Source organism: Salinicola sp. LHM (genome assembly GCF_034479735.1).
Lineage (GTDB): Bacteria > Pseudomonadota > Gammaproteobacteria > Pseudomonadales > Halomonadaceae > Salinicola > Salinicola salarius.
Map to the genome: position 1 here is coordinate 2,963,359 of NZ_CP140261.1, position 15,105 is coordinate 2,978,463.

Sequence of the window (15,105 nt, forward strand, 5' to 3'; positions counted from 1 at the left end):
GAGATTGGCGACACGCATTATTCCAGAAGATTCTCTACCTCACCTGTGGGAAACCTCCAATTACCTTTGCCTGACAGTCAATCGTGATCTCTTCTCATTTCACCCTCCCGCCTCGCCCAGAAGCGCTTGGGCATGACGCACTGAGGCACCACGCTATCCATCTCGGACGCGACTATCGTATCGACAGCGTGCCGGGGGAGCCGCTGCTCGACGGCAATTTTGGCGTGGATGTGATCGAAGAGGGGTTGGTGCTGCGCCATGCCGCGATCCGCAATCGCCATCGCATGAGCAATCATGCAGAAATGATGCCTGGCTTGAAGCTGATCCTGTTCATGGCCGGTACGGTCGACGTGCGCTTCGACGGCCGCCCAATGCCACTCGCCGCGGAACGGCCGACGGCCCTACTGGTCCATCTGCGGGAAGCCGCAACGTTCGAGCGCCACGCTCTGGCCGGTACCCACGAATTCAGTTTAACGCTGACCTTGTCGCCAGCCTGGCTTCAGACATTGCCGGAAACGGCACGTCTGCTCGATGACCTGCCACACCTGGGGCTACGCCAATGGCAACCTAGCGCCGGCTTGTTGACGCTGGCTCGTACCCAGCTTTCGACTCCTCGCACCGCTGATGATTTTTCCACTCGCCTGCGGCGTGAAGGATTGGCGCTGACCATGGCCGGCGAAGGCTTGGCACCGCTGTTGCGGACATCGGACAGAGACAGCAGGGAAACCCGCCAGCAACGGCGACTGTGGGATTTCATCGAAAGCGGGAGTGGCGATACCAAGACCCTCACGGAGATCGCCGGACATCTAAACATGAGCGTGAGCACACTGCAGCGGCTCAGTCAGCAGCGTTATGGAATGCCGTTGCAGCGTCACCTGCGTCAGCGGCGTCTGGACGCGGCAAACCGGGCTCTACAGGATAGCCATGTCAGCGTCAGCGAGGCCGCCGAACTCGCCGGCTACAACGACGCTACCAACTTCGCCACCGCGTTCCGCCGTACCTTCGGCATCACACCCCGTCAGGCACGGGAACGCCAGCGTTAGCGCTCGCCGGCGAATCGGAAAGGAAAAATCAGGCCGTTCCTGGCGAGGCGCTGCCACTCCGCGACAAGCCATAATCGCCGGGCTTGGCCACGCCTTCCAGCCGACCGAGCTGATCGAGATCGTGTCGACCCAGTACCAGATCGAGACGACGCTGCCGGCTATTGGCATTGAGCACCATATGGACCTGCGAGGGCCGCCCTTTGGCATCCAGACGTTGAACCCAGGCCAGGGCGCCGCTGGAATATCGCACCAGCGAGCCTACTGGCGTGATGCCGAAGAGACGCAAGTAGCGTTGTGCCCAGACACTGTCGAAGAGCGCGGCGTTCCCCAGCACATGGCGATAAGCATTGACCAGGGGCCAGGCTTCGCGGTCCGCGCGCGGGCGCGTCAGCGCATCGATGACATCGACCACCGCCACCATCCGACCCAGATCATCGATCGCCTCGGCGCGCAGTCCGCGAGGATAGCCGCTGCCGTCGAGCCGTTCGTTGATCTGTTCGACCACCGACGTGGCGACATCCGTCGAAAGCCAGCGACAATCGGCCAGCCGCTCGCTGATCAGTTGGACATGCCCCGGCAATAGCGCCCGCTGGGCGTCGCTCAACGGGACGCGGCTCTCGAGCAGCGTGGCAGGCAACGACGCCTTGCCGAGATCGTGGATCAGGGCGCTGGCCGCGATCGCCTTGAGGGTGCTGTCGTCGTAGCCCTGCCTGCGCGCCAGATCGACGGCACGAACCGCGACCGCCAGCGCATGCTGGACCTGGACCGGTTCGTTCTCGAGATATCCCAGCGCATAGAGCAGCGATTCCCGACTTTGCGCGCCAAGCGACAGCAGCGTGTCCGCATGTCGGGACAGCAAAGATGAGGCAATCAGGCCACCATTCTGAAGCTGCAGGCTCTGCGCGTTCAGATAGTCGGCGATCTTCCGCAGTCGCCGGACGACCGTATTGTCAGCGCCCGCGACTGGCGCCGGGGCGGTCAGGATCGACTTGACCGGTTGCGGCCGGCGTCCCTGCGGCAGCAGGAACAGCGAAGAAGGCTCGAGCGGCTTGTCGCTGATCGAAGCCTTGCGTGCACCCTCGCGTTCGATTTCCTTGACGCAGTGCCAGAGTTGCCGCTCGCTGTCGATCGGCAATTCATCGAACTCGCAGCCGATCAGCGCCATCGTCCAGTCGTCATCGGTGCGTACATGACGGATATGCCCCTTGAGCTTGAGGCGCTGCCGATTGGGGAAGCGTAGTTCGAGAGCCTCGATCGGCTGGCCGGGCGTCAGCGCCACGGCATCCACCAGACGCATGGCGAGAAGGCATCCGCCCAGCGAGAGATTGCGGATTTCGGTATCGATGACAGGTCCATCCGCCGTCAGGGTGAGATGCGTCTCGACGCCCATCTCGGCCCGCAGCGGGGCGCGAAAGGTACCGCGCCGGTGAATGGTGCTGATGTATTCGGGGTAGGTGCAGCGAAACTGTATCCGCTGCGCATCTTCCAGGGGCTCGATCACCGTGAGCGGCGCGGTGCGAACCAGCGCTCCGCTGACATGACCGATGAGATGAAACTCATCCCCCCGGGCAAGAGGCTTTTCCAGCGCCGGCACCGCAGACACATCGACGACCAGCGCCTGGCCGATGACGATGTCATCCAGCAATACCGGCCAGGAAGTGCTACCGGCCGTGTCGAACGCCAGATTGGCGCCACCTTGAAGGCATAGTGGCTCGAGCCACTCCCCTATGGCTTTAGCTTGGTGGATATCCGTGGAGGCAGAGTCGGGCATGAGATTTCGATAAGGCGTGGTCGATGACAAACGGCGAATGACAAAGCGCTGATGACAAAAGGCTCGATGACGAAGAGCCGATGGTAAAGCAATCAGGCATGGCCGCGTCACGGCCGGTGAGCGAGCAGTGTAACTTTTCGTTATTGTCCGAACAAAATAATTTGATCTCCATCAACCCGAACTCCCGAGGAAACCCGGGAGTTCGCTCGTTCGGCGTGCCGGCCATGGCCCCTGCTCAGTCTTCCGACAAGGCCGCCAGATCGGATTCCGAATACCCCAGCAGATACAAAAGCCCATCGAGACCGGAGGAGGACACCGACTGCTGCGCCTGTTGACGCACCAGCGGCTTGGCATGGTACGCCACGCCCATGCCGGCGGCCGCCAGCATCTTGAGATCGTTGGCACCGTCGCCAACCGCCACGGTCTGGGCCAGATCCCAGCCTTCCCGTTCGGCGATCTGCCTGAGCATCATCGCCTTGCGGTCGGCGTCGACGATCGGCTCCTGGACTTCGCCGGTAACCTTGCCGTCGCGGATGACCAGCTCGTTGGCATGAATCTCGTCGAAACCCAGCCGTTCCTGCAGATAACGGGCGAAATAGGTAAAGCCCCCGGAGAGAATCGCGGTCCGATAACCCAGGCGCTTGAGATAGCGCATCAATCGCTCCAGCCCCGGCATCAGCGGTAACGATTCGGCAATTTCCGCCAGCACCGACTCGTCCAGCCCTTCCAGCTTGCGCATGCGCTCGCGAAAGCTCTGCTGGAAGTCGAGTTCGCCCCGCATGGCACGCTCGGTTATCGCGGCCACCTCGTCATACACGCCATGGCGCCGCGCCAGTTCGTCGATGACTTCCGCCTGGATCAGCGTCGAATCCATGTCGAAGCAGACCAGCCGGCGGTGCCGTCGCCACGGATTCGCCGGCTGCAGCGCGACGTCGACGCCGAAGCGCTCGCTCAGCGCCAGGATCTTCTCGCGCAGGGACGCGGAATCGGCTACCGCGCCGCTGAGTCGCCACTCGAGGCAGGCACCGGTTAGCGAGTCGGCCGTGTCGAGCTGGCAGCCGGCCGACAGCCGCTTTACCCGCTCGATGACCAGACCCTGCTCGGCCGTCAGCGCGCCGACTTCCGCCATCACTTCCGCAGAGAGCGTCGGTGCCATCAAGGTCAGTACCCAGCGGGCGTCCTTGGCGACATCCCTCCACAGCGCCTCGCTTTCAGAGGACACCTTCTCGACACGGCAATCCAGCCCGAACACGTCGCCAGCCGACGGCAGCAAGGCCTCGAGATCCTCGGCAGTCTCGACCAGCGCCTCCAGCGTCACTTCGCCGAAGGCGACATGCTGGTTCAGATCCAGCAGACGGCAATGGGCGCTGACCAGCGCCGTACCCAGTGCAGCCGTCTGGCCGGGCCGTGCGGGCCCAGTGGCTCGCACCACGAAACGTTGTGACATCTTTTCCCCACGTGGCGCCAAGCTGCGCCCTCTCTTTATCGATGAATCCGACGACCTGTCAGGAATAGCGCCCGTAACCGGCTATCACTATCCCTCGGTCGTCGCTGTCTTGAACATCCGACAGCGTCGGATGTCGTTCAGGACTCGACTTCGAGCCGGTCGACCTTCTGGAATCCACGCGCCAGCTTGCTGCCGCGACGGCCACGCTCGCCGGTATAGTATTCGAGATCCGCCGTCTTCAGCGTCTGCTTGCGCTTGCCGGCGTAGACGATCAACGACGCTCCTTCCGGCAGCAGCACCAGGTCGCGCACGAACTCCTCTCGTCTCGCGGCCTTGGCCCCCGGGATGTCGATCATCTTGTTGCCCTTGCCTTTTGCCATCTCCGGCAATTGCGACAGCGCGAAGACCAGCAGGCGCCCCTCGTTGGAAACGGCCGCCACCCGCACGCCGTCGCCCTCCGGGATCGCCTTGGGCGGCATCACGTTGCATCCCTTGGGCACCGAAAGCACCGATTTGCCGGCCTTGTTCTTGCCGAGAAGATCTTCGACCCTGGCCACGAAACCATAGCCGCCGTCGGACGCCAGCAGATAGCGCGCGCTGGGGATATCCAGCATCAGCCCGACCATGCTGGAGCCGGCCGGCGGGTTGATCCGCCCGGTCACCGGCTCGCCCTGGCCGCGCGCCGAGGGCAGGTTGTGGGCCGTCATCGTGTAGGCCCGACCGCTGTCGTCGAGCAGCACCAGCGGCTGGTTGGTCTTCCCTCGTGCCGCCAGGTGGAAGCTGTCGCCCGCCTTGTAGGAGAGCCCGGCAGGGTCGATATCGTGGCCTCGCGCCGCGCGAATCCAGCCTTTCTCGGACAGCACCACGGTCACCGGATCGGCGCCCACCAGCTCGACCTCGGAAAGCGCCCTGGCTTCGGCACGCTCCACCAATGGCGAGCGGCGGGCATCGCCGTAGGCCTCGGCCGCTTCCCGCAGCTCCTTCTCGACCAGATCGGTCATCGCCGCCTCGGAGCTCAGCAGCTTCTGAAGCTGCTTGCGTTCCGCTTCCAGCTCGTCCTGCTCGCCGCGAATCTTCATCTCCTCGAGCTTGGCGAGGTGACGCAGACGCAACTCGAGAATCGCTTCGGCCTGACGCTCGGTGATGCCGAATGCGTTCATCAGCGCCGGCTTGGGTTCATCCTCCTCGCGGATGATGCGGATCACCTCGTCGATGTTGAGATAGGCGACCAGCAGACCTTCGAGCAGGTGCAGACGATCCTCGACCTTGCCGAGACGGTGCTCCAGGCGTCGGCGCACGGTGGCGCGGCGGAACGTCAGCCATTCGCCGAGCATGTCGTTGAGCGGCATGACCCGCGGCCGGCCATCGAGCGCGATCACGTTGAGATTGACGCGAACGTTCTTCTCGAGATCGGTGGTGGCGAACAGGTGCGCCATCAGCCCCTCGACATCGATACGGTTGGAGCGCGGCTCGATCACCAGACGCGTCGGCGTCTCGTGGGTCGACTCGTCGCGCAGATCCGCCACCATCGGCAACTTCTTGGCCTGCATCTGGGCGGCGATCTGCTCGAGTACCTTGGCCCCGCTGACCTGATACGGTACCGCGGTGATCATGATGTTGCCATCCTCGCGCTCGTAGCGCGCACGCAGCTTGACCGAACCGCGGCCGGACTCGTATAGCTTGCGCAGATCGGCCGCCGGCGAAATGATCTCGGCATCCGTCGGGAAATCCGGTGCCGGCAGATGCTGCATCAGATCCACGACGCTGGCCTGCGGATGGCGCAGCAGATGGCAGGTCGCCTCGACCACCTCCACCACGTTGTGCGGCGGGATATCGGTCGCCATGCCGACGGCGATGCCCGTGCCGCCATTGAGCAGCACGTGAGGAAGCCGCGACGGCAGCACCGCCGGTTCGTTCATGGTGCCGTCGAAGTTGGGTGTCCAGTCGACCGTGCCCTGCCCCAGCTCCGCCAGCAGCGTCTCGGAGAAACGCGACAGGCGGGCTTCGGTGTAGCGCATGGCGGCGAACGACTTGGGATCGTCCGGGCTGCCCCAGTTGCCCTGGCCGTCGACCAGCGGATAGCGATAGCTGAACGACTGCGCCATCAGCACCATCGCCTCGTAGCAGGCGCTGTCGCCGTGGGGATGGAACTTGCCCAGCACGTCGCCGACGGTACGCGCCGACTTCTTGTACTTGGCGTTGGCGTTCAGCGACAGCTCGCGCATGGCATAGACGATGCGCCGCTGAACCGGCTTCATGCCGTCGCCGATATGCGGCAACGCGCGATCAAGAATCACGTACATCGAATAATCGAGATACGCCTTCTCGGTGTACTCCTTGAGCGAAAGGCGTTCGACGTCGCCCTCCGCTACCTGAATATCCATGGTCATACGATTTTGACCTTGTTCACGATTGTGGAATCGTTGAGGGCAGCGCCCTCGTTAAACCTTTGAGCCGCCACGAGCTACGGGCCGCGAGCTACGAGCGGGCCGAGTCAGCTGGCGGACTTCACTTTCGAGTCAGCAACTTGTTAACGGTGACCATCGCCAGTTCGCAATCCCTTCTTTAGCTCGTAGCTCGTAGCTCGTAGCTCGTAGCTCGTAGCTCGTAGCTCGTAGCTCGTAGCTCGTAGCTCGTAGCTAGACTTCTATCTCGGCCATGTTGCCGTAATCTTCCAGCCAGCTCTTTCTATCGCTCGCCCGCTTGCGCGCCAGCAGCATGTCCATCATCTCCAGCGTGCCGTCGTCGAGCTCGCGAGTGAGCTGGACAAGCCGTCGGGTGTCCACGGCCATGGTGGTCTCGCGCAGCTGCAGCGGGCTCATCTCGCCCAGGCCCTTGAAGCGCTGGACGTTGGGCGTGCCGCGCTTGCCTTCGAGGCGCTTGAGCGTCGCGGCCTTCTCGCTCTCGTCGAGGGCGTAGAAGACCTCCTTGCCCAGGTCGATGCGATAGAGCGGCGGCATGGCGACGAAGACGTGGCCAGCATCGACTAGCGCCGGGAAGTGGCGCACGAACAGCGCACACAGCAGCGTGGCGATGTGCAGCCCGTCGGAGTCGGCGTCGGCGAGAATGCAGACCTTGTGGTAGCGCAGCTTGGAGAGATCGTCGCTGCCCGGATCGAGACCGATCGCCACGGCGATGTCGTGCACTTCCTGCGAGCTGTAGATATCGGCGGATTCGACTTCCCAGGTGTTGAGGATCTTGCCGCGCAGCGGCAGGATCGCCTGGGTCTCGCGGTTTCTTGCCTGCTTGGCACTGCCACCGGCGGAGTCCCCCTCGACCAGGAACAGTTCGCTCGACACCGGATCCTGGCCGGAGCAGTCGGCCAGCTTGCCGGGCAGCGCCGGCCCCGAGGTGACCTTCTTGCGCGCGACCTTCTTGGCGCTCTTCTGGCGCCGCTGGGCGGCGCTGATCACCAGTTCGGCCAGTTGTTCGGCCTGATCGACATGGTGGTTGAGCCACAGCGAGAAGGCGTCCTTGACCACGCCGGAGACGAAGCCCGCTACCGTGCGTGACGACAGCCGCTCCTTGGTCTGCCCGGCGAATTGCGGGTCGAGCATCTTGATCGAGAGCACGAACGATACCTTCTCCCACAGATCCTCCGGCGACAGCTTGACCCCGCGCGGCAGCAGGCTGCGGTATTCGCAGAACTCGCGTACCGCTTCGAGCAGGCCGCTGCGGAAGCCGTTGACGTGGGTACCGCCGAGCGGCGTGGGAATCAGGTTGACATAGGATTCCAGGACCGGCTCGCCGCCTTCCGGCAGCCACTGAATGGCCCAGTCGACGCCCTGCTCCTCGTCCTCGAAGTGGCCGGTGAACGGCGATGCCGGCAGCACGTCGAAACCGTCGACTGCCTGGGCCAGATAGTCCCGCAGGCCGTCTTCGTACTGCCAGACGCTCTCGGCGCCATCGGTTTCCTTGAGCACCACCTTGAGGCCGGGGCAGAGCACCGCCTTGGCGCGCATCAGGTGTTTCAGCTTCGGCAGTGACAGCCTGGGGCTGTCGAAGTATTCCGCCTCCGGCCAGAAACGCACCACCGTTCCCGTGGCACGCTTGGCACAGCTGCCGATGATCGAGAGTTCCTCGGCCTTCTCTCCCTTCTCGAAGGCGATACCGTAGCGATTGCCCTCGCGGCACACCTCGACCTCGAGCCGCGTCGACAGCGCGTTGACCACCGATACGCCGACCCCATGCAGGCCGCCGGAAAAGCGGTAGCTCGACTGGGAGAACTTGCCGCCGGCGTGCAGCCGGGTGAGGATCAGCTCGACCCCGGTCACGCCATGTTCAGGATGCACGTCGATCGGCATGCCCCGGCCGTCGTCGGAAACCTCGATGCCCCCGTTGTCCAACAGAACGACGCGAATCTCGCGAGCGTGCCCTGCCAGGGCCTCATCGACGCTGTTGTCGATGACTTCCTGCACCAGGTGGTTGGGACGGGTGGTGTCGGTGTACATGCCCGGCCGCTTGCGGACCGGATCGAGGCCGGAAAGCACCTCGATGGAACTGGCGCTGTATTGCGTCATGCAGGGTCTCGCCACGTTTGTAAGGTCAAAGTCACAGGGTCAAAGTTGCAGGATCGACGTTGCAGGGCGGAGACCGCTGCGTCATCGATTCGTCGCGGCACGTCTGGCGCGAGCCATGGCTGGCGCTAGCGAGGCGTGATCGCCGGTACGAGCCGAATCGCGACGTCTCCACCCCATGCAGGCTGGCGACGATGATACACCCTACTGGTCAAATCTACAGTACCGCGTTGCCGCCCGATGCTGACGCGAGGCTCTCAGGACAGCACGAGGGATCTCGGCACGTGCCAGCCGCCGTGAGCGAAGAGCGCCGGCAGATACTCGGGCAGCACACCGAAACTGTGGTCGCCACCGGGGTGAATCAGGGCGCGACTGCCGGCATAGGCGCGCAGCGCCTCACGGCAATCCAGCGTCTCGTCGGCGCTGCCGAGCAGCAGAAGATAGCGCGAGGGATGCACGATGCGTTCCCACTGCAGGGCGGTCAATTGATCGAAATAACTATTGTCGATCGTGAACTGCTCGCCGGAGGCGTCGTTGAGCAACGTCTGCCCCAGGTAATCGGCCACGAAGCGGGCGGGCCGTACCGCCGGATTGATCAGTACGGCCCGCAGCCCGTAGCGCTCCGCCAGCAGCGTGGCCAGGAAGCCACCCATGGAACTGCCGACCAGCAGAGTATCTTCATGGCCCAGCGACTCGAGTGCCGCTTCGGCCTGCTGCCAGGCCAGGTCCGGCCGGTACGACAAATCCGGGGTCAGACACGCGAACGGGCGACCCTCGTGTCGGGCCAGCGTCTCGCAGGCCGCCTTGACCAGCCGGGCCTTGGGCGAAGCGCTGCTGCTGTTGAAGCCATGCAGGTACAGCAGCGCCCTGGCCGGCCTTGCTACCGAAAGCGACTCGCTCGACATGGCTCCCTCACCTGGCTCGCTGGACATCCGAGACCTCGCCGCTTTCGCGACACCCGCCGATCACCGGGACTCCTGCCCCTTCCAGATCGCCTTGATCAGCCCGCGGCTGGAGTCGTCGAGCGTCTCCAGACCGTTCTGCGTGGCGATGATCTCTTCGGTCTCGGTAGCGATCTTCTTGCCCAGCTCGACGCCCCACTGGTCGAACGAGTCGATGTCCCAGATCACGCCCTGCACGAACACCTTGTGCTCGTAGAGCGCGATCAGAGCACCCAGCGTGGCCGGGTTGAGGCTGTCGAACATCAGCGTGGAAGAAGGCTGGTTGCCGCGGTAACGCTTGTAGCTGGGCGGCGTGCTCTCGGACTTCACCGCGTCGTCGCCGAGCATCAGCACGCGGGACTGAGCGAAGCAGTTGGCCAGCGCCAGCCGGTGCTGGGCCATCAGGTCGTCTCGGAAGCGTTCGTCCTCGACGTCGTTGTAACGGTTGACCGGCGCGATGAAGTCGCACGCCACCGGCTGCGTGCCCTGGTGCAGCAGCTGGTAGAACGCGTGCTGGCCGTTGGGGCCGATCTCGCCCCAGATCACCGGGCAGGTGGAATAGTCGACCACTTCGTCATTATTGGTGACGGACTTGCCGTTGGATTCCATCTCGAGCTGCTGGAAGTACCCCGGCAGGTGCTTGAGGCGCCCATCGTACGGCAGCACCGCGTGGGAGCGGATATCGAGGAAGTTGACGTTCCAGATGCCGATCAGCGCCAGTTGGACCGGTAGATTGTCCTTCAGCTCGGCGGTACGGAAGTGCTCGTCCATGGCGTGGGCACCCGCCAGCAGCTGACGGAAGTTGTCCATGCCGACACGAATGGCAATGGGCAGCCCGATGGCGCTCCACAGCGAGTAGCGACCGCCGACCCAGTCCCAGAACAGCAGCTGGTTGGCCGGATCGATGCCCCATTCGGTCATCTTGTCGGGCTTGGTGGAAACGCCGACGAAGTGGAAGCGCTTGATCAGCGCTTCGTCACCGCCCAGGCGCGTGGCGATCCAGTCCAGCGCAGTGGAGGCGTTCGACAGCGTATCGATGGTGCCGAAGGACTTCGACGACAGGATGAACAGCGTGGTTTCGGGGTTGAGCCAGCTCAGGAAGTCGGCCAGCTGCGAGCCGTCCATGGTCGACGCGAAGTGGGTCGATACCTCGAAGACATCATCGGGCTCAAAATCGGTCAGTGCGGACGTGACCATCAACGGCCCCAGGTCCGAACCGCCGACGCCGAGATTGACCACATCGGTGATCGGCTTGCCGGTCGCGCCGCGCCACTGGCCGTTCAGCAGCTTGTTGACCAGCGTTTCCATCTTGTCGAGAGTGGCATGCACTTCGCCGACCACATCGACGCCTTCGACCTCGAGCCTGGCATCCCGCGGCAGACGCAATGCAGTATGCAGCGCCGGGCGGTCCTCGGTGTGATTGACCCGCTCACCCGAGAGCAGGCGTTGCACCGCCTCGGGCACGCCGGCTTCCCGCGCCAGCGAGAGCAACTGCTCCCGGACTTCCGTCGTCCAGCGCTGCTTGGACAGATCCATCTGGATGCCGGCGGCTTCCAGATAGAACGTCTCGAAGCGCGGCGACTGCTGGAACAGGGTCTTCAGATGAACCTCCCGCATTCCCCCTTCGAGCTGCTGCTCGAGCGCTTTCCATGCCTGGGTCTCACGAATCGACATCTAATGCTCTCCTTGTCACGTGCAGCGAAGAGGCGCAAAACGTACACTATGGCCGCGGCGGGCGTACTGCAGGTGTTCCGCTCGCTTCACGCTCTCCCAATTAAGAATATCTTCCGGCAATGATTGACGCATCTTACCGTGACGCCATCTTTTCGACACCCCTTGATCGTGTGGCGAGCTTCTCGTTCGACGAGCAGGTCGTGGCGTGCTTCCCGGACATGGTCCGGCGTTCGATTCCCGGCTATGGCCAGATTCTCGGCATGCTCGGCGTCATCGCCGAACGCCACCTGCGCCATGGCGCCCATGTCTACGATCTGGGCTGCTCGCTGGGCGCGGTCGGGCTGGCGCTGGCCGGGCGACTGCCTGCCGACGCCTTCGAGCTGACCGGCGTCGACCTCTCTCCGACGATGATCGCCCGGGCCCGCGAAACCGCCGCCGCCGAAAGCCCGGATCATCGGATCCAGTTCATCGAGGGCGATATCCGCCATCTGGACTATCGGCCCAGCGGCATGGTCGTGCTCAACTTCACATTGCAGTTTTTGCCGCCGGCGGACCGCGATGCGGTGATCGCCAGGCTGTTCGCGGCACTGGAGCCCGGCGGCATTCTGGTGCTGTCGGAGAAGATCGTCGCGGAAGACGAGCAGGAGAACGCCTGGCTGGTGGAGCGCTATCACGACTTCAAGCGGGCCAACGGCTACAGCGACATGGAGATCAGCCAGAAGCGCACCGCGCTGGAAAACGTGCTGGTGCCGGATACGCTGGCGGCGCATCACGAACGGTTGACCCAGGCCGGCTTCTCGCGCGTCACGACCTGGTTCCAGTATCTCAACTTCGCCTCCTTGGTCGCTTTCAAGGACAAGGCTGCGTTCAAGGACAAGGCGACATCCCAAGAGAAGGCCGCGTTCGAGGATGTCTGACGTCGCTATCGATACGCTCAAGGACGCCGAACGCCGGCTCTATCTCGCCTTCCTCGAACACGGCCTGACCCGCTGGCTGGCGCTGCTTCCGGAACAGCTGGCGCGCGGGCTCGATCGGCGTCGTCACGGCGACCTGCCCGCGTGGGAAAAGGCAGTGGCCAAACTGCCGGCGCTGCCGACAGCGCGCCAGGTGGACCTGCAGGCCGACAGCATCACGGTGGAGCTCGAACTGAGCGACGCCGAGCGGCGGCGCTGCGAGAATCTGCTGAAGATTTTGATGCCGTGGCGCAAGGGGCCTTATTGCCTCGGCGACATCGATATCGACACCGAGTGGCGCTCGGACTGGAAATGGCAGCGGGTCGCGCCGCATCTTTCCCCGCTCGCCGGCCGCCGGATTCTCGACGTCGGCGGTGGCAACGGCTATCACGCCTGGCGCATGGCCGGCGCCGGTGCCGCGTTCGTGCTGGTGATCGACCCCTCGCCGCGCTTCTACTATCAGTTCCATGCCGTACGTCACTTCGTGGGCGATGCCGATGGCGAGCGCACCCACTTTCTGCCGGTCGGCATCGAAGACGTTCCGGCGAAGCTCGCCGCCTTCGATACCGTGTTTTCGATGGGCGTGCTCTATCATCGCCCTTCACCGCTGGATCACCTGCTGCAGCTGAAGGATGCGCTGGTGCCCGGCGGCGAGCTGGTGCTGGAGACGCTGGTGATCGAGGGTGACGAGCGCACCGTGTTCATGCCCGGCGAACGCTATGCCAGCATGCCCAACGTCTACTTCCTGCCCTCGTCAAGCGCCCTCGCGCACTGGCTCGAGCGCTGCGGCTTCGAAGCCATTCGCTGTGTCGACGAAACGGCCACCACGCTCGACGAACAGCGCTCGACCGACTGGATGCAATTTCATTCGCTGGCCGATTTCCTCGACCCCGAGGATCGCAGCCTGACCATCGAAGGCTACCCTGCGCCGCGTCGGGCGACGCTGATCGCCCGCAAGCCGAAGCGATAAACGCAGCGCTGCCGGAGTTCGGCCTACCAGAGCGACCATCGGCCGGCATTGCGATGCCGGCCGATGTCTGCGCAACAGGATTGGGAAAAGATTGACGCTAGCGGGCGTTGCGCTGGACGAGATTTGGACTAGACCCGATTTGGACTAGGCCTGGTTTGAACTAGACCTGGTTTGAACTAGAGACGACGGCGCTTCACGGGCACGGCCCGCTCTGGATATTGGCCTGGGTGATGTTGCTCTGGGCAGGTACGCTACAGGTCAGCCAGACGTTACCGCCGATCACCGAGCCCTGCCCCACCGTGATGCGTCCCAGAATCGTCGCGCCTGCGTAGATGACCACGTCGTCCTCGACGATCGGGTGACGCGGCAGCCCTTTTTCGAGATGCCCTTTCTCGTCGGCCGGGAAGCGTTTGGCGCCGAGCGTGACCGCCTGGTAGAGCCGTACCCGGTTGCCGATGATCGCGGTTTCGCCGATGACCACACCGGTACCGTGATCGATGAAGAAGCCTTCGCCGATCTGGGCGCCGGGATGAATGTCGATGCCGGTATCGGAATGCGCCAGCTCGGCGATGATGCGAGCCACCAGCCCGGCGCCCACCTGATAGAAATAGTGAGCGATGCGGTGGTAGATCACGGCGTGGACGCCAGGATAGCAGAGCAGGACTTCATCGACGCTGCGCGCCGCCGGATCGCCATAATAGGCGGCCATCACATCGCCATCGAGACGCCGGCGCAGGCTGGGCAGGTCATCCGCGAAGCCCTGAATGATCTGCGTTGCCGCCGCCTGGTGCTCGGAGGTCTTGTTGCCGTTGAGCCGTGCCATGTAGCGCAACTCGAGCAGCACTTCCTCGTGCAGCGCATTGAGCGCACGATCCAGCGTGTGGCCGACGTAGAAGTCCTCGCTCTCCTTGCGCAGATCCGAAGGCCCCAGGCGCATCGGAAAGATGGCCCCGCTCAGGAGTTCCAGCGTTTCCCGAATGCGATGTCGTGACGGCAACTCACGACAGCCCTTCTCTCTCTCCCGGCCATTCTGAGCGCGCCACTGCTCACGAGTCGCGCGCAGTTGGGTAACGATACCGTCGAGCTGCCAGTTGACGTGTTGCATGCCGATCATCCTTTGGAAACGAGACGCACGTTTTCGAATGCGAACCCCGTTCCCGACATCGAGGTCGCGAACGGGGTCCAACGTGCCATCCGTCAATGATAAGCCCCAAGGAAGAAATAGCCATAGCGCAGCGAATCGGCACGCATGCCTTCGCAGCGTCAGGCCACGCTCGTCTCCGCTTCCTTCATCACGTCATCGAACGTGACGGGAGCCTGCGTTCGGGGCGTTACCGCCTGGACCTCGCCGCCGGTATCGTGATCGCGCGTGGCCGCATATTCCACGGCAGCGACCGCATCCTTGCCGTGATCGATAGCCGCCAGCGCCCATTTCCACCCGGTACCATAGGCGATGGGGCCCGTGACGGGCATGCGCACCAGGCGGTCGAACATCTCGAACACGCCATCGGGCCCCACGATGATCATTTCGATCCGCGTGACATGGGGTTTGGCATGTCTGGGGGAGCCGGCATTGAGCCACTCCATTACTTCCCACCAGCCCTGTTGCTCACCGGCGAATGCCACCCATTCGCCGTTGTCGAGTCGAAAGAGCTTTTGCGCATGGTTGTATGTCGATCCATTGACACTGATCAGCGAATCCGTCGCCAATGTCGTTCCATCCCATACGATCGTGGTCATATCTACCTCGGTCTGTGGCTCCGGCCAAACGTCGGGCTACCCGCGGCGA

At 63.6% G+C, this 15,105-nt stretch carries 11 protein-coding genes; 3 read left to right on the plus strand and 8 right to left on the minus strand.

Annotated elements, in window-relative coordinates; translation table 11 throughout:
- Window positions 1–83 precede the first annotated feature (83 nt).
- Window positions 84–1,043 carry a helix-turn-helix transcriptional regulator gene (locus R5R73_RS13495; protein ID WP_322527776.1) on the plus strand — a complete coding sequence of 320 codons (960 nt, stop codon included), beginning with the start codon at window positions 84–86 and terminating at the stop codon, window positions 1,041–1,043.
- Between the two features lie 28 nt (window positions 1,044–1,071).
- On the opposite strand, the gene R5R73_RS13500 is transcribed toward R5R73_RS13495, so the two are convergent.
- The 6 genes from R5R73_RS13500 to pgi all read right to left on the minus strand — a co-directional run bounded on the left by R5R73_RS13500 (window position 1,072) and on the right by pgi (window position 11,393).
- Complete coding sequence (locus R5R73_RS13500) at window positions 1,072–2,814, minus strand: HD domain-containing phosphohydrolase (protein WP_322527777.1); 1,743 nt, start codon at window positions 2,812–2,814, stop codon at window positions 1,072–1,074.
- 235 nt (window positions 2,815–3,049) lie between these two features.
- The gene (gene serB, locus R5R73_RS13505) at window positions 3,050–4,261 is read right to left on the minus strand and encodes a phosphoserine phosphatase SerB (RefSeq protein ID WP_322527778.1); all 1,212 of its coding nucleotides are present in this window, start codon (window positions 4,259–4,261) and stop codon (window positions 3,050–3,052) included.
- A 137-nt stretch (window positions 4,262–4,398) separates the two neighbouring features.
- On the minus strand, window positions 4,399–6,651 hold the full coding sequence (gene parC / locus R5R73_RS13510; protein WP_322527779.1) for a DNA topoisomerase IV subunit A: 2,253 nt from the start codon (window positions 6,649–6,651) through the stop codon (window positions 4,399–4,401).
- Window positions 6,652–6,900: 249 nt separating this feature from the next.
- Window positions 6,901–8,781, minus strand: a complete 1,881-nt coding sequence (parE, locus tag R5R73_RS13515) for a DNA topoisomerase IV subunit B (protein ID WP_071231650.1) — start codon at window positions 8,779–8,781, stop codon at window positions 6,901–6,903.
- A 254-nt stretch (window positions 8,782–9,035) separates the two neighbouring features.
- Window positions 9,036–9,683 (minus strand): YqiA/YcfP family alpha/beta fold hydrolase, encoded by a 648-nt coding sequence (locus tag R5R73_RS13520; protein ID WP_110636962.1) that lies wholly within the window; start codon window positions 9,681–9,683, stop codon window positions 9,036–9,038.
- Between the two features lie 60 nt (window positions 9,684–9,743).
- Window positions 9,744–11,393: a glucose-6-phosphate isomerase gene (pgi, locus tag R5R73_RS13525; RefSeq protein WP_071231648.1), complete on the minus strand. Its 1,650-nt coding sequence runs from the start codon at window positions 11,391–11,393 to the stop codon at window positions 9,744–9,746.
- 119 nt (window positions 11,394–11,512) lie between these two features.
- On the opposite strand from pgi, the gene cmoA reads away from it, so the two are divergent.
- Window positions 11,513–12,310, plus strand: a complete 798-nt coding sequence (gene cmoA / locus R5R73_RS13530; RefSeq protein ID WP_071231647.1) for a carboxy-S-adenosyl-L-methionine synthase CmoA — start codon at window positions 11,513–11,515, stop codon at window positions 12,308–12,310.
- Window positions 12,303–13,316: a tRNA 5-methoxyuridine(34)/uridine 5-oxyacetic acid(34) synthase CmoB gene (gene cmoB, locus R5R73_RS13535; RefSeq protein ID WP_322527780.1), complete on the plus strand. Its 1,014-nt coding sequence runs from the start codon at window positions 12,303–12,305 to the stop codon at window positions 13,314–13,316. Before cmoA ends, cmoB begins: the two co-directional genes overlap by 8 nt.
- A gap of 193 nt (window positions 13,317–13,509) precedes the next feature.
- Here the strand turns inward: cmoB and epsC are convergent, their stop codons facing one another.
- Both epsC and R5R73_RS13545 read right to left on the minus strand, forming a co-directional pair.
- Window positions 13,510–14,427: a serine O-acetyltransferase EpsC gene (gene epsC, locus R5R73_RS13540; protein ID WP_416221242.1), complete on the minus strand. Its 918-nt coding sequence runs from the start codon at window positions 14,425–14,427 to the stop codon at window positions 13,510–13,512.
- Window positions 14,428–14,579: 152 nt separating this feature from the next.
- Window positions 14,580–15,056 (minus strand): 20S proteasome subunit A/B, encoded by a 477-nt coding sequence (locus tag R5R73_RS13545; protein ID WP_071231644.1) that lies wholly within the window; start codon window positions 15,054–15,056, stop codon window positions 14,580–14,582.
- Window positions 15,057–15,105: the final 49 nt, after the last annotated feature.

Bases quoted from the DNA above. Each gene is read 5' to 3' on its own strand.
- serB (WP_322527778.1), bottom strand. From the start codon at position 4,261: ATGTCACAACGTTTCGTGGTGCGAGCCACTGGGCCCGCACGGCCCGGC.
- parC (WP_322527779.1), bottom strand. From the start codon at position 6,651: ATGACCATGGATATTCAGGTAGCGGAGGGCGACGTCGAACGCCTTTCG.
- cmoA (WP_071231647.1), top strand. From the start codon at position 11,513: ATGATTGACGCATCTTACCGTGACGCCATCTTTTCGACACCCCTTGAT.
- R5R73_RS13500 (WP_322527777.1), bottom strand. From the start codon at position 2,814: ATGCCCGACTCTGCCTCCACGGATATCCACCAAGCTAAAGCCATAGGG.
- R5R73_RS13520 (WP_110636962.1), bottom strand. From the start codon at position 9,683: ATGTCGAGCGAGTCGCTTTCGGTAGCAAGGCCGGCCAGGGCGCTGCTG.
- R5R73_RS13545 (WP_071231644.1), bottom strand. From the start codon at position 15,056: ATGACCACGATCGTATGGGATGGAACGACATTGGCGACGGATTCGCTG.
- parE (WP_071231650.1), bottom strand. From the start codon at position 8,781: ATGACGCAATACAGCGCCAGTTCCATCGAGGTGCTTTCCGGCCTCGAT.
- pgi (WP_071231648.1), bottom strand. From the start codon at position 11,393: ATGTCGATTCGTGAGACCCAGGCATGGAAAGCGCTCGAGCAGCAGCTC.
- cmoB (WP_322527780.1), top strand. From the start codon at position 12,303: ATGTCTGACGTCGCTATCGATACGCTCAAGGACGCCGAACGCCGGCTC.